Raw genomic sequence first — 13,139 nt, 5'->3', positions numbered from 1 at the left:
GAAACTGATGGAAAGTCATTGTGGACGCGTGCTATGCTGCGACCAGCGGGGCTTCCCATGCAAAGGCAATTTTCATGCGCACTGCAGCCGGTACCGGCGACAAAACGCTGGTCGCGGGCGCGCGCACGGAGCATTTGCCCTCGACGCCACCTGCGCGTCCTGCCGACCCGTACCCGACCTAGTCTCTTCGGCGGCGATTAGTTCCTGACCGCCGAAGGCCCTCGCCTTCTCTCGTGGACTTTGCCAGTCTGCGGAACGTAAATGACCCACCCCTGGGCCGCGGCATCGCCACACCCGGCGCTGCCAAAACGAATCTGACGAGGAGACTAGAGATGAATAAAGAAGAGTTGCATGCCAAGTTTGGACCAAAGCTGATCGGCGCATTGCCGGGCCCCAAGGCCAAGGCCGCTGTGGAAGCCGACGATCGTCTGATCTCTCCGAGCTATACGCGTTCCTATCCGCTAGTGGCAAAACGCGGACGCGGCCTGCGCATCGAGGATGTGGACGGTAACGAGTTCATTGATTTTGCTGCCGGCATTGCCGTGACTTCGACCGGCCACTGTCATCCTGAAGTCGTTGCTGCGATTCAGAAGCAGGCGGCAGAACTGATTCATATTTCCGGGACAGATTTTTACAATGAACCGCTCACGGAACTTGCAGAGAAGCTTTCAGCGGTTGCGCCGATGCCGGGGCCGCATCGCTTTTTCTATGGGAACTCCGGCGCGGAAGCCGTTGAGTGCGCGTTGAAGCTGGCGCGATATCACACGGGGCGGCAGCACATTATTGCGTTCCTGGGTGCGTTTCACGGCCGCACAATGGGCGCTTTGTCACTGACCGCGTCGAAGCCACAGCAGAAGCGGCGTTTCGCGCCGCTGGTTCCGGGCGTGACGCATGTGCGCTATCCATATGCGTATCGCGGATGTACGGGTGGTCCACAGGAAGAGGAAGCGTTCAGCCTCGGATGTGCGCGCTACATCGAGGAAAAATTGTTCAAGACCATTGTTCCGCCGGAAGAGGTAGCTGCGATTTTTGTAGAGCCGATTCAGGGTGAAGGCGGATACGTGGTTGCGCCAGATAATTTTCTACGCGAGTTGCGGTGGATTTGCGATCGGCACGGGATTCTGCTGGTGGTGGATGAAGTGCAGTCTGGTGCTGGTCGCACGGGCAAATGGTGGGCAATCGAACACTCAGGCGTGCAACCGGATATTGTCTGTATGGCGAAGGGCATTGCCAGTGGGATGCCGCTTGGGGTTTGCATGAGCCGGGCGGAGATTATGGATTGGGTTCCTGGGTCGCATGCGTCGACGTTCGGCGGTAATCCAGTTTCGATCGCCGCAGCGCTGGCGACGATCGACATCCTGCAACGAGAGGCAATTGATAATGCTGCGAAGGTGGGCGCAAAGATGCTGGAGCGCCTGCATGGCTGGAAGAAGACTCACGCGATGGTGGGCGATGTGCGTGGGCGTGGACTGATGATCGGCGTGGAACTGGTGAAGGACAAAACAACGCGTGAGCCCGCAACTGCATTGAGGAATCGCGTGGAGACTCTCTGCTTCGAGAAGGGGCTGATGATCCTGGGCTGCGGCGAAACGTCGATTCGACTTTGCCCACCGCTGGTGGTGAGTGAAGAAGAAGCAACGGTCGCGCTCGATATTCTTGAAGAGTGCCTGACGCAGGTGGAGAAAGAGCACGCTCATTCCGGCGAACTTGCGGTTGCCAATGCCTGAGTTCACATTGCTTCGCAGAAAACGCCGCGCATATGCGCGGCGTTTTTTGTTGCTGCCGTTTGCGCTTGAGTCGAATGACGGCGCAGAATGGTTTGCATGGAATCAATCAGACTGGTGCGGGTTGCGTGGATGGAGCGAGCCCTGCACGGCTTGCATTGGCTGTCGCAGAAACGCGGCCGCGCTGGGAGTTTGCCTGCGCACCTTACTGTTGGCATCGAAGGCGAAGACGCGGTGTTGTTTTATCTACAGCGCAAGGGCTACACGGTTGTGGCGAGGCGCTGGTCTTCTGGCGATGTTCCGGGCGATGTTGATTTGATTGCGTGGGACGGGCCGATGCTTTGCTTCATTGAAGTGAAGACTCGCACGGCTCACGACTTGACGCCTGCTGAAGTGGCCGTTAATGAACACAAGCGGCACGTACTGCGACGCCTGGCGCGGCGATATATACGGCAGCTTCCGCAGGCGACAGCGCCACCGGTGCGGTTCGATGTTGTGAGTGTTTACCAGGTGCCGGGAATGGAAAGGGAGTTCCAGCACTTTGAGGGATCGTTCGGGTGGGGTGAGGGATGGCGCGATTAGCGGGGCCGCATGATGTTGGGGTTCGAGCAGAAAAAGCAACTGCAGATTCCTCCACTCCCGTTGGTCGGTCGGAATGACAGAGCTACGGTTCAAGTAAGCAGAGTTAAGACGAAAGACCTTCAGCCTTTCGCGTCTTCGAACTCTTCATGCCACGCCATCTGGATCGCTTCGAGGCGCGACTCATTTGATTTGGTGGGGTCGTCGGCGAAGCCTTCCAGTTCAGTCACATATTTGTGCAGGTCCGTAAAGCGGACAGTGAGCGGATCGATCTCGGGGAACTTTTCCTGCAGTTGAATGCCGATCTCTTCTGAGTCGGTCCACATAATTTCGCGGGGCATGCTTGCTCCTTGAATTGATAGAACGAATATCGTGCGATCCCACCTTTCCACAAGGACGTGAAAAGTATGGGGCCCCCAAGCTTGCGCCGCTACTTGTTTTCGGCCATCGCCAGCGGCTTGCCTTCTGATGTGTAGTTGCGATTCCACTTGGGGATCTCGACTACGTAGTTGCCGGGCTTGGTGATGACGGCCTGGCAACCGAGGCGCGAATTCAATTGCTGATCGGCGGCCATATCCATGCGATCGAGTTCGTCGTCGTCGGCTTCGCTGATTCCCTGCTGGTCCTTGATCCACAAGTGGCATGTGGTGCAGGCGCAGACGCCGCCACAAGCGTGATCGAGAAAGATGCCGAAGTTCTCGGCCACGTCAAGGAACGACATCGGCTTGCCGTGATGGTCGTAGGGCAGGGTGCCGAATTCAAATTCCACCGTCTTGCCTTCAGGCATGAAGGTGACGCGGACCAGCTTATCCAGGGGAATATTCTTGGTGTTTGCTTCGCTCATAAATCGATCCTCAAATTCCGTTCTCGTCGCGCTATTTGAACTCGGCGCGGGCCATGGGGTGTGGGGCGGTTACTTCTTCTCCCAGATCTTCATCAGCAGCGTCCATCGTCTTGCCGCGGATCGCTGTTGTAACGGCGGAATCCATCATCAACTCCGCGAAACGGCGCGTGGCCAGATCGAGGGCTGCTGTCGCTTCGCGAATGGAGGCGAGGTCGTCGCCTTGCTTCACGCTTGCAAGCCTGCTTTGCGCAGCCATGATTGATGCCTGCTCTTCCCCACGCAATTGCTGCCATGCCGGATTCTCGGGCGCTCGCTCGACGGCGGAGAGAATTGTGTCGGCCTCGTTGCGTGCCTCGATCAGCAGACGTTTGGCGAAATCTTCTTCCGCATGATCGAATGAGTCGAGAATCATGCTTTCTACCTGCTCATCAGTCAATCCATAGGTCGGCTTGACTTCTATCTGCGCGGCCTGTCCGCTGCGTTGCTCTCGGGCGGAGACCTGCAAGATGCCGTCGGCGTCGATGAGGAACTTCACTTCGATACGAGGGAGACCGGCGCTCATGGGAGGGATGCCCTTGAGATCGAAACGCGCCAGAGAGCGGCAATCCGCCGCCAATTCGCGTTCGCCCTGTACAACATGGATTGCAACGTTGGTCTGGCCATCGACGCCGGTGGTGAAGTGCTCTGTGGCCGATGCGGGAATTGTCGAATTGCGCTGAATAATTCTCGCAACGGTTCCGCCGAGAGCTTCGATGCCGAGGGAGAGAGGCGTGACATCCAGCAGCAGCATCTCTTCGGTCGTCTTGGAGGCGCCGGCGAGAATATCGGCCTGCACGGCCGCGCCAAGCGCAACAACTTCATCCGGGTTCAATTCGATGTGCGGCTTCTTGCCGCGAGCGGCCAGATGGAACAGGTCATCGACCAGTTTGCGAACCGCAGGGATACGTGTTGATCCACCGACCATTACCACTTCGTCGATTTGTTCGGGAGTGATGCCCGCATCGGCGAGAGCTTGTTTGCAAGGACCGACGGTACGGCTGAGCACTGGCTCAATCAACTGTTCGAAAACGTCGCGAGGAATCTCGCGCTGATAGCGATCTCCGTTGGGGAGTTCGATATCGAAACGAGCGACTTGCTCATTAGAGAGACTAATCTTCGCGTCGATGGCCGCTTTGCGCAGGGCCTGTACGGCACTCGGGTGTTTGCGTAAGTCCACTCCGTGCTCCGCGTAAATTTCGTCGAGAGCGATTGCGAGGAGCAGGTTATCGATGTCGTCGCCGCCGAGGTGCGTGTCGCCGTTGGTGGATTGCACCTCAAAGATTCCATCGTTGAGCTTGAGGATTGAAATGTCAAAGGTGCCGCCGCCGAGATCGTAGACGGCGATGGTCCCAACGTTGGCACGGTCGAGTCCGTAAGCGAGCGCTGCTGCGGTTGGCTCATTTACCAGACGCAAGACTTCAAGGCCAGCCATGCGACCTGCGTCTTTCGTAGCCTGACGCTGTGCGTCGTTGAAATACGCGGGAACGGTAATGACTGCTTGAGTTACCGGCGATCCGAAAAAGCGCTCAGCGTTGCGCTTGAGCTGGCGCAGAATGTACGCGGAAATCTCTGGCGGTGTGAAGCGGAGTTCGCCGAGTTGGACGCGGGGCACTTCCCCTGCCTCTACGTCATCGGCAAGCCGAAAGGGGAAAAGCTTCAATTCGCTTTGTACTTCTTCAAGCCCACGACCCATGAGACGCTTGACGGAATAGATGACGCGCTCAGGCGTTTCAATAAGCACGCGGCGCGCGCTGTTGCCCACCGTCACGGTAGGTCTGTTGCCATCGGCCGGCATGGGGTCGAGTGCTACTACGGACGGAACAAGATTTGAGCCGTCAACGCCGGGAATAACCACCGGCTTATCCGCTTCCATATAGGCGACCAGGGAATTCGTTGTTCCCAGGTCGATTCCGACTACGCGTCCTTCTGCCATGTTCCTCTTAGGCTCCCAGCGTTTCTGTCACGTCGCGAACAAGATTGCCGATGTAGCGCCGCCGATCGAGCAGGCCCACCATTCTCTTCTGCGATTCCTGTCGAGCATTCTCACAGCCTGCATCCCACACCTTCCACTGAGCGCGGAGGTCGCGGTCAACGTCATCGAGAAGGCCATCGAATTTCTTTTTTGCCTGTTGGAGACTCAACTGGAGATCGGGATCGGTGTCGCCCATCTTTTTCGCCATGCGCATCTCTTCAAGCTGCATGTTGAGGTCGAATGCTTCTTCGAGCAGGTCGGCTGGAACGCGCGATGGATCTTTCTGGTCTTTGCGATCCTTTCCTGCGTGCTCTTCGCCGATCTCTGCGCCGTGCAACTTCAGTAGATATTCTGTGCGGCGAATTGGATCTTTCAGCGTGCGATATGCGTCGTTGAGCAGAGCGGTATCAGCCAGGCTCCACTGCTTTTCTTTTTCATGCGCGCGGGCAAAGCGATCGGGATGGAGCTTGCGGCTGAGCTTGTGGAATTGATGCTCGAGCATGCCCAGATCGAGATCCAGTTGCGGCACCAGGCCGAAGACAGAAAAGTAATCGCCACCCGGAGGCGGCTGAATTTTGCTGCAGTGCGGGCAGAATAACGTCGCATCGTTGTGCGCGACGGCGCACGACCAGCACGCAACCGGTACTGCAGAATCGAGAACTTTCAACATGAGGAGACTCCAGAGCGGAGGACTATGAGAAGGATGAACCGCAGCCGCAGGAGCGCGAGGAGTTCGGATTGATGAAATTGAACCCTTGCCGCATCAAGGTCTCTTCATAGTCCAACGTCATGCCGTGCAAATATACGAACGACTTGGGATCGACGAAGACCCGCACGCCGTCGAATTCGTAAATACGATCACGCTCGCGGGGATGCGAATCGAACTTGATGGAATAAGAGAGTCCCGAACATCCGCCGCCCATAACGCCTAGACGGAGTCCGCCTTCAGTGGGCGAGACTCCCTCTTTCTCCATCGCCACGCGGATGCGCTTCACAGCGCGGTCGGTGACTTGAAGACCCTGCGCGGCTGGATTCGCAGCCGATGCCGAAACGGCTACCGGCTGCGGCGGTGCAGAGCTTGCGCCCTGCGCCGGCTTCGATTCAATTGATACAAAGTTCGACATTGTTTCCTTCTTACCTTGAAACTGCGCTTACTTTGCCTCAGCAGCCACAGCGACGTTTTCCGCGACACCGTTTTTCTTCTTCCAATCGCCGATCGCCGCCCGGATGGCGTCTTCAGCCAGGACCGAGCAGTGAATCTTGACGGGAGGGAGCGAAAGCTCCTTGACGATGTCGGTGTTCTTAATCTCGAGGGCTTCTTCGACCTTGCGGCCTTTAATCCACTCGGTAGCGAGTGACGAACTGGCAATTGCCGAGCCACAGCCGAAGGTCTTGAACTTGGCCTCTTCAATGACCTGAGTCTCGGGATTGACACGGATTTGCAGACGCATGACGTCGCCGCACTCGGGAGCGCCGACGAGACCTGTACCTACATCTCCTGAGCTTTTGTCGAGCGTGCCCACGTTGCGCGGGTTGTTGTAGTGATCTACGACCTTATCGCTATATGCCATTTCCGAATTCCTTCCCGCGGGGAAGCCGCGTTGTTCTGTTAGATTCGGCGGACATGCCCGCCGATGCTTCTTTCACCCGTTCACGATTAACTGTGGCCGGGGTTTAACTCCAATTCCTAGTGTGCCTGCCACTCAATCTTGGTCAGGTCAATTCCCTCTTTCACCATTTCGTAAAGTGGTGAGAGTTCACGAAGTTTCTTCACGATGTCGATGACCTTGGCCGCTACATAATCCACTTCAGCCTGTGTGTTGAAGCGGCCAAGCCCGAAGCGAATGGAACTATGTGCAACGTCGTCGCCCAACCCCAGTGCCTTGAGCACATAGGATGGCTCCAATGTTGCCGAGGTGCAGGCAGACCCGCTGGAGACTGCGACATCGTTGATGCCCATCAACAGAGATTCGCCCTCAACGTAGACGAAGCTCACGTTTAAGTTGCCGGGAAGGCGATGCTCCATCGATCCGTTGACGTGGATGTAGTCGAGCTCAGACTGAAGCTTGTCGTTCAAGCGATCGCGAAGGCCGCGTAGATAGGCAGCTTCGTTTTCCATTTCCGCATTTGCAATTTCGCAGGCTTTGCCGAGTCCCACGATGCCGGGAACATTGAGTGTGCCTGAACGCATGCCGCGCTCGTGGCCGCCACCATCAATCTGCGCTGCGATTTGCACGCGCGGGTTGCGACGACGAACGTAAAGTGCACCAACGCCCTTGGGCCCATATATCTTGTGCGCCGTGAGCGAGAGCACGTCGATGTTGTCGGCAATTACATTTACTGGAACCTTGCCTACGGCCTGAACCCCATCGGTGTGGAAGATGACGTTCTTCTCGTGGCAGATTTTGCCGATCTCACGAATGGGCTGAAGCACGCCGATTTCGTTGTTGGCGGCCATGATTGAGACCAGAATCGTCTTGTCGTCGATGGCCCGTTTCAAATCTTCGAGATCAATCAGGCCGTCGGCCTTCACGGGCAGATAAGTCACGCGGTAGCCGTACTTCTCAAGACGCTTGCAGGTGTCAAGGACGGCCTTATGCTCAGTGACCTGGGTGATGATGTGATTTCCCCGCTCGCGATACATCTCCGCGATGCCCTTGATGGCGAGGTTGTTCGACTCGGTTGCGCCGGAGGTGAAGATGATCTCCTTCGCGGTTGCACCGATGAGTTTGGCGATCTGCTCCCGCGCCGTTTCGACGGCTTGCTCCGCTTCCCACCCGAATGAATGGTTGCGGCTGGCGGCGTTGCCAAACTTCGCTGTGAAAAACGGCAGCATCGCCTCCAGCACGCGGGGATCCATTGGGCTGGTGGCATGGTTATCCATATATATGGGCAGCGTGACGCCTGCCGGCACTTCAATGTGACTCGTAACTGTGCTCATCCGACTCTCCGTCTTGTTGTGGCTCCGCGGCTATGCGAAGTGTTATTCGCTAAACCGTTAGCGAAACCAACTTGTGTTCATGCGTTGGGCTTGGCGCATGTTCGTGCTCAGCAAGATCCTGAATGCTGATGCTCTTCAGAACGCCGGCAATCGTTTCATTCACTCGTGCCAGCGGTTCTTTGATTGTGCAACTCGGCGTCAGGTCGCATCCCTTGGCGCCCTTGGTGCATGAGGTAATGAAAAACGGGCCGTCGATCGCGAGAATTACTTCATAAGCCGAGATCGAGCTGGCTGGCCTTGAAAGTGCGTATCCGCCGTTCATGCCGGCGTGGGACTTCAACATACCCGACTTGGTCAGCTGCTGAAGAATCTTGGCCAACAACTGGGCCGGAATGCCGTAGGCATCCGCGATGTCTTTGGCGCTTAGGGCAGCCGTATCCGGGCGTTCGGCCAGATATTTGAGCGCCATCAACCCGTAGTCAGCCTTCTTGGTGAGCTTCAGCATAATATGCGACTTGTTCAGTCCGTATTTAGTATACGACCAATAATGTCGGCTTTTCAATTGTTATGGAGCGAAGGAACCGCTTTCTCAGCTCCTGCGTAGGGACTTTAGAAAGAAATTTCACGAAATTGCCGTTTGAAATTGCTGAAAAGGCCGCTACAATCTGCGGCAAGAACTAAAAAAACGAGCCAAAAATTCAAAACAATGGTTACCGCCTGCAAACACCCTAGGGTGCGAATCGTCTCCCGCCAAGAAGACACCGAGTATGTTGAATGCCTGGAATGTGGCGATGTCTTTGATTCAGAAGAGTTTAACGATATGGCAATTGAGGAATCTGCCGAGAAGGAACAACAACAGGCGGATGAATGAGCAGATCAACGCCGCGACCGCGGAACGCCAAGAGCCCTTAAACGCCACAATCTAATTGGTTAACGAAAGCCTCGCGATTATTTCGGAGAAGAACCAACTGTGCTTATACTGCTGCGATGGGACGCGATCAACCACGCATAGTGAAGGCCAGAGGCTACGGTCAATCCGATGGTTGCGTCAAGCGCTACCAGACGTAAAACAACTACCCATTGCGCAGTGACCATCTGGTGGAGCAGGACGACCGCTACCGCCATGACCTGGGCAACTGTGTTGGCTTTTCCAAAGATGCTCGGACCAAACTCGCGACGCCCCACAACCGCGTATAGGACTGCCGCAACGAGAAGAATGCCGACGTCTCGGCCAAAGACAAGTACAGTGACCGTTGTCGGCATCAGCCCCTTGTACATCAAAACAAGAAAAAGGGTGCTGAGGAGAAGCTTGTCGGCTATTGGGTCAAGATACTGGCCCAGCACCGTGCGCTGCTTCAAAACACGAGCCAATAAGCCGTCGAGAGCATCTGTCAATCCGGCAGCAACAAAGAGAGCGAAGCTTAACCCAAATCGATTCTCAAGAATCGCCGCAACCAAAAGTGGCGCAAGACAGATGCGGATGACGGTGAGTAGGTTTGGCGCAGTGCCGAGAGGGTTTGGTCGCGGGGTTTGAACTTCTCTCATCGTTTCGCGATTTCTTGGCCGATCGCCGTTACGCGCCCCAGTTGAGGGGAGGCGTAACACCCGGCATGGCTTGCATTTGCGGACGTCAGCTCGTCAATCATAGCGATGGTACAGCATTTGAGAGTGAGTGGAATAGCACTGCTTTCGCGACGGCGCTGATACTGGTAGACTGGACAAGATCGCACTACAGGCGCGTAGCTCAGTTGGTTAGAGCGCTTCCTTGACACGGAAGAGGTCGCTGGTTCGAATCCAGTCGTGCCTACCATTTCCCCTTCAGAATCAAGCAGTTCCAAGTACGACCTCTTCTTTTTCCTCCAAATCATGGTGTTTTATGGTTCGATTTTCAGGGCCGCCTACCAGATTGCGGAACGCTAGTGCTTGGGCGGCGCGCCGCTCCTCCGGAACCGACTGTTGATAAATGTCCAGGGTGATCCTGCTGTTTGCATGCCGGAGCAGTTCCTGAGCGACTTTTACATCAACTCCGTTCTGTCGGAGAAGCGTTGCGAGTCCATGGCGAAACGTGTGCCAGCCTACTCTCTTAGAGATGTGCAAACGTTCCAACGCAGGCCTTATGTGTCGCCGCAGGATCATCTCCGGCTGCAACGGCTGTGTTCCCTTCTTCAAGTCCGACGCGAACACGTAGTCTTCATTGGAGCGGTAGATGGACTCGCTTCTCCATTTTTCCAATTCGGCCGCAACTAGCGGCGGCATTGGAACAGGTCTTCGAGACGCTGCGGTTTTTGTATTGCCCTCGATACTGTGCCAGACCGAGTGCGTGACGTTGACTAAGAGGTTTTCGAAATCAAGGTCGCTCCAACGCAGTGCGATCAATTCTCCTCGTCGCAACCCGGTTGCTCCGACGAGAAGCAATAGAACACGTTCCCGCAGATCGAGTTCCCCAAGCAAAGCCCTGAACTCCTCAGGAGCGAGAATGTCGGGAGTTCGCAGCCGCTTCGCTGAGGTGCGAACCGCAGTGATCGGGTTAGTAACAGCCCATTCGTTGCGGATCGCATGGCTGAACAGCGCGGACATGAGGTTCCTGATCTTGCTGCGGTAACCAGGGCTGGCTGGTTTGCCATCCCTCTTCTTTTTTAGAACGCGAAGCCAATTCTCGACGTTCATGCTCTTGATCTCAGACAAGCTGCACTCACCCCACTTCGGGAGTACCTGGGTATCGAGGATGTTTGTGTAGCCTGCCATTGTTGAGAAGCTGTGGTTCTCGGGCAGCTCGTGGAGCTTGTAGTGATCCACAAGCTGCTCGATCGTTATGGGAGCGAACGCCGCTCCATCGTTGACCTTGACCCTGAGCTTTGCGACAGCTTTCTCGGCGTCCTTCCGTGTTGGGAAATCGACTACCGAGCCAACCGGCTGCCTGCGATAGACAGTACGGCCACGTTCCTCGGTATAGAAACGGAATTCCCACAGATCAGGCTGACGCTGGCGTTTCCGCAGTGCCAGGGAACCTCGCTGGTATCGTTGCGCTTTCATGGGGAGTTTCTCCTTTGAAAGCGCACTGATGGCTGACGAGGAGTTTACAACCCTGCCAGGCACGGTCAACAGCTAATCGTGCCACTCCTATTCAGCCAAACGATAGGCTCGAGAAGAAGCCCTCTTGCTCCGGTACGGACGGTGAAGGTCTCTTCATCGAAACGGAAGAGGTAGCTGGTTCGTATCGAATCAAGCCTTCCACTTCCCTTTAACGGTCAGAGACTTGCAGCCATGACCTCTTCTTTCTTCACTCCAATCTGGTTGTTCATGGGTGCTGAAGGAAAAGTTGATCCGAGAAAGCCCTTCAAAGCCAGCTCCTGCGCTTCGCGCTTCTCGTCGGTTACAGCCTGCTGGTAGAACTCCAGCGTGATGCGAGGGTTCGCATGCCGCAGGAGTTCCTGCGCGACTTTGACATCGACCTTCATCTGACGAAGCATCGTGCCGAGGCCGTGACGGAAGGAGTGCCAAGTGATCCGCTTGTTCACGCCCATTCCCTCTAGGGCAGTTCGGATGTGCCGCTTGAAGAGCGTGTCGGGCTGAAGCGGCTGCGCGCCGTTCATCTGAACCGAGGCGAAGACATAGTCCAAGTCGGCTTGATACAGTGACTCCGCCCTCCACTTCTTCAACTCATCCAGGACGATCGGATGAAGCGGCACGGGTTTCCGAGACGCGATCGTCTTGGTATCGCCGACTACGTTGCGATAGATAGAGCGTGTAACGTTGGCGACACCCGCCTCGAAATCGACGTCACGCCAGCGAAGTTCGAAGACTTCTCCCCTCCTCAACCCGGTACCAGTATCGAGGAGAACCACTGCACGTTCACGCTGGTCGAGCCTCATCAGCAGGACCTGCGTTTCTTCAGGTGTGAGAAGCTCCGGATCGTGCAGTCGTTTCGCGGAGGTCCGAACGGCGCTGATCGGGTTGTGAGTTGCCCAACCATATCGGATGGCATGGGCGAATATGGCTGACATGACGTTACGGATCTTAGATCGAGTTGCAGGACTGACGGGATTGCCATCCTTCTTCCTCTTCAAGCCTTCCAGCCACTTCTCAACTTCAATACTTTTGATGGCCGAGAGTGGATACGTCCCCCACTTAGGCACAATGCGATCGTCGAGGAACTCTGTGTAGCCCAAGATCGTTGCGTATGCCTTGCGCGGCAATTCCTCCTTCTTGTAATGAGCTGCAAGCAGCTCGATGTTGAGGGGAGCACACTGTGCTCCCTCGTTGATCTCGACCCGGAGCTGCATAATCGCCTTCTCCGCGTCCTTCTGCTTCGGGAAGTCGAGCACCGTGCCGACGAATCGTCTCTTGTAGACGCGACGTCCGTCCTCCTGCGTGTAATACCGGAACATCCACACGTTGGGCAGGGTCTTGCGCTTCCATATGGCCAGGGAACCTCGCTGATATCGTTGCTCCCGGACACGAATCGCCTTCTTGGTGACGGCTGATGAGGTCTCCTCCAACTGGCTTTCAGGGGTCATCTGCGGAGAGTTCATGCTGCCAGCGCTCCATTCTTCTGGTCCATCAGCCAATCGATAAGCTCGTCCTCGAAAAAGCGCCAATAATTCTTCTTGCCTGTACCTATCGGATGGGCGGGAATGTAACCGTCTCTTGCCCAGCGAGTGATGGTCTTGTCATCGCAACCGAATAGTTGAGCGGCGAGTACGGGTGTAAGAATCCGCCTCGATCCGCCGCCTTTCGTGCTCGGCTCGGAGCCGCAGGAAGAGATGTGCGGCTCGTGCTTGATAAGCCGCTTCTCTGAGATCAGGTTGTCAGTGGTGAGGGAGGGAACGCCCGAGATCCGGGCTGCTTCGGGCTTGCGGGAGGCTATACGTCGAACATCTTGCTTCAAGTCCTTTATCCTTGGGCCGGGGTTACCGGTGTTGATTCTTGGCCGACGGTGATCGTGGTGCTAAAAAATTAACCGACGATCGTAGGTCGGGCCGCTTCGGGTCACAGGCCTCAGACCGGCGCCCACTCGAGGCACCGGCATGCCCACGGGCC

General features: G+C 56.1%; 15 protein-coding genes and 1 tRNA gene. 4 read left to right on the top strand and 12 right to left on the bottom strand.

The features are described from left to right. Positions 1–332: 332 nt before the first annotated feature. Both P8935_RS05420 and P8935_RS05415 read left to right on the top strand, forming a co-directional pair. Complete coding sequence (locus P8935_RS05420; protein ID WP_348263970.1) at positions 333–1,727, top strand: acetyl ornithine aminotransferase family protein; 1,395 nt, start codon at positions 333–335, stop codon at positions 1,725–1,727. A gap of 96 nt (positions 1,728–1,823) precedes the next feature. After that, complete coding sequence (locus P8935_RS05415; RefSeq protein WP_348263969.1) at positions 1,824–2,306, top strand: YraN family protein; 483 nt, start codon at positions 1,824–1,826, stop codon at positions 2,304–2,306. A 119-nt stretch (positions 2,307–2,425) separates the two neighbouring features. Here the strand turns inward: P8935_RS05415 and iscX are convergent, their stop codons facing one another. From iscX to P8935_RS05375, 8 genes are all read right to left on the bottom strand, one after another. Next, positions 2,426–2,644, bottom strand: a complete 219-nt coding sequence (iscX, locus tag P8935_RS05410; RefSeq protein ID WP_348263968.1) for a Fe-S cluster assembly protein IscX — start codon at positions 2,642–2,644, stop codon at positions 2,426–2,428. An 89-nt stretch (positions 2,645–2,733) separates the two neighbouring features. Beyond that, complete coding sequence (locus tag P8935_RS05405) at positions 2,734–3,147, bottom strand: 2Fe-2S iron-sulfur cluster-binding protein (protein ID WP_348263967.1); 414 nt, start codon at positions 3,145–3,147, stop codon at positions 2,734–2,736. 31 nt (positions 3,148–3,178) lie between these two features. Continuing rightward, positions 3,179–5,119, bottom strand: coding sequence for a Fe-S protein assembly chaperone HscA (gene hscA / locus P8935_RS05400; protein WP_348263966.1), 1,941 nt, complete (start codon positions 5,117–5,119; stop codon positions 3,179–3,181). A 7-nt stretch (positions 5,120–5,126) separates the two neighbouring features. Further along, positions 5,127–5,828, bottom strand: coding sequence for a Fe-S protein assembly co-chaperone HscB (hscB, locus tag P8935_RS05395; RefSeq protein ID WP_348263965.1), 702 nt, complete (start codon positions 5,826–5,828; stop codon positions 5,127–5,129). Between the two features lie 22 nt (positions 5,829–5,850). Further along, the gene (locus tag P8935_RS05390) at positions 5,851–6,282 is read right to left on the bottom strand and encodes an iron-sulfur cluster assembly accessory protein (RefSeq protein WP_348263964.1); all 432 of its coding nucleotides are present in this window, start codon (positions 6,280–6,282) and stop codon (positions 5,851–5,853) included. 27 nt (positions 6,283–6,309) lie between these two features. Next, positions 6,310–6,729, bottom strand: a complete 420-nt coding sequence (gene iscU / locus P8935_RS05385) for a Fe-S cluster assembly scaffold IscU (protein WP_348263963.1) — start codon at positions 6,727–6,729, stop codon at positions 6,310–6,312. 116 nt (positions 6,730–6,845) lie between these two features. After that, positions 6,846–8,099, bottom strand: coding sequence for an IscS subfamily cysteine desulfurase (locus P8935_RS05380; protein ID WP_348263962.1), 1,254 nt, complete (start codon positions 8,097–8,099; stop codon positions 6,846–6,848). Between the two features lie 49 nt (positions 8,100–8,148). Then, positions 8,149–8,604, bottom strand: a complete 456-nt coding sequence (locus tag P8935_RS05375; RefSeq protein WP_348263961.1) for an Rrf2 family transcriptional regulator — start codon at positions 8,602–8,604, stop codon at positions 8,149–8,151. A 132-nt stretch (positions 8,605–8,736) separates the two neighbouring features. Between P8935_RS05375 and P8935_RS05370 the strand changes: the two genes are divergently transcribed. Next, positions 8,737–8,970 carry a hypothetical protein gene (locus P8935_RS05370; RefSeq protein ID WP_348263960.1) on the top strand — a complete coding sequence of 78 codons (234 nt, stop codon included), beginning with the start codon at positions 8,737–8,739 and terminating at the stop codon, positions 8,968–8,970. 77 nt (positions 8,971–9,047) lie between these two features. On the opposite strand, the gene P8935_RS05365 is transcribed toward P8935_RS05370, so the two are convergent. Further along, positions 9,048–9,644, bottom strand: a complete 597-nt coding sequence (locus P8935_RS05365) for a CDP-alcohol phosphatidyltransferase family protein (protein ID WP_348263959.1) — start codon at positions 9,642–9,644, stop codon at positions 9,048–9,050. Positions 9,645–9,832: 188 nt separating this feature from the next. Here P8935_RS05365 and P8935_RS05360 point away from each other — a divergent pair. Further along, a tRNA-Val gene (locus tag P8935_RS05360) sits at positions 9,833–9,909 on the top strand. A 14-nt stretch (positions 9,910–9,923) separates the two neighbouring features. On the opposite strand, the gene P8935_RS05355 is transcribed toward P8935_RS05360, so the two are convergent. The 3 genes from P8935_RS05355 to P8935_RS05345 all read right to left on the bottom strand — a co-directional run bounded on the left by P8935_RS05355 (position 9,924) and on the right by P8935_RS05345 (position 12,987). Then, positions 9,924–11,132, bottom strand: coding sequence for a site-specific integrase (locus P8935_RS05355; RefSeq protein WP_348263958.1), 1,209 nt, complete (start codon positions 11,130–11,132; stop codon positions 9,924–9,926). A gap of 215 nt (positions 11,133–11,347) precedes the next feature. Next, the gene (locus P8935_RS05350) at positions 11,348–12,631 is read right to left on the bottom strand and encodes a site-specific integrase (RefSeq protein ID WP_348263957.1); all 1,284 of its coding nucleotides are present in this window, start codon (positions 12,629–12,631) and stop codon (positions 11,348–11,350) included. After that, the gene (locus P8935_RS05345; RefSeq protein ID WP_348263956.1) at positions 12,628–12,987 is read right to left on the bottom strand and encodes a helix-turn-helix domain-containing protein; all 360 of its coding nucleotides are present in this window, start codon (positions 12,985–12,987) and stop codon (positions 12,628–12,630) included. The genes P8935_RS05350 and P8935_RS05345 overlap by 4 nt, the downstream gene beginning before the upstream one ends. Positions 12,988–13,139 lie beyond the last annotated feature (152 nt).

This window comes from Telmatobacter sp. DSM 110680, assembly GCF_039994875.1.
Taxonomy (GTDB): domain Bacteria; phylum Acidobacteriota; class Terriglobia; order Terriglobales; family Acidobacteriaceae; genus Telmatobacter.
Note: the sequence above shows the minus strand (reverse complement) of the source record. Positions and strands in the feature narration are given on the sequence as shown.

Excerpts from the sequence above, each read along its gene's own strand:
- P8935_RS05420 (WP_348263970.1), top strand. The coding sequence starts at position 333 with ATGAATAAAGAAGAGTTGCATGCCAAGTTTGGACCAAAGCTGATCGGC.
- P8935_RS05415 (WP_348263969.1), top strand. The coding sequence starts at position 1,824 with ATGGAATCAATCAGACTGGTGCGGGTTGCGTGGATGGAGCGAGCCCTG.
- iscX (WP_348263968.1), bottom strand. The coding sequence starts at position 2,644 with ATGCCCCGCGAAATTATGTGGACCGACTCAGAAGAGATCGGCATTCAA.
- P8935_RS05405 (WP_348263967.1), bottom strand. The coding sequence starts at position 3,147 with ATGAGCGAAGCAAACACCAAGAATATTCCCCTGGATAAGCTGGTCCGC.
- hscA (WP_348263966.1), bottom strand. The coding sequence starts at position 5,119 with ATGGCAGAAGGACGCGTAGTCGGAATCGACCTGGGAACAACGAATTCC.
- hscB (WP_348263965.1), bottom strand. The coding sequence starts at position 5,828 with ATGTTGAAAGTTCTCGATTCTGCAGTACCGGTTGCGTGCTGGTCGTGC.
- P8935_RS05390 (WP_348263964.1), bottom strand. The coding sequence starts at position 6,282 with ATGTCGAACTTTGTATCAATTGAATCGAAGCCGGCGCAGGGCGCAAGC.
- iscU (WP_348263963.1), bottom strand. The coding sequence starts at position 6,729 with ATGGCATATAGCGATAAGGTCGTAGATCACTACAACAACCCGCGCAAC.
- P8935_RS05380 (WP_348263962.1), bottom strand. The coding sequence starts at position 8,099 with ATGAGCACAGTTACGAGTCACATTGAAGTGCCGGCAGGCGTCACGCTG.
- P8935_RS05375 (WP_348263961.1), bottom strand. The coding sequence starts at position 8,604 with ATGCTGAAGCTCACCAAGAAGGCTGACTACGGGTTGATGGCGCTCAAA.
- P8935_RS05365 (WP_348263959.1), bottom strand. The coding sequence starts at position 9,644 with ATGAGAGAAGTTCAAACCCCGCGACCAAACCCTCTCGGCACTGCGCCA.
- P8935_RS05355 (WP_348263958.1), bottom strand. The coding sequence starts at position 11,132 with ATGAAAGCGCAACGATACCAGCGAGGTTCCCTGGCACTGCGGAAACGC.
- P8935_RS05350 (WP_348263957.1), bottom strand. The coding sequence starts at position 12,631 with ATGAACTCTCCGCAGATGACCCCTGAAAGCCAGTTGGAGGAGACCTCA.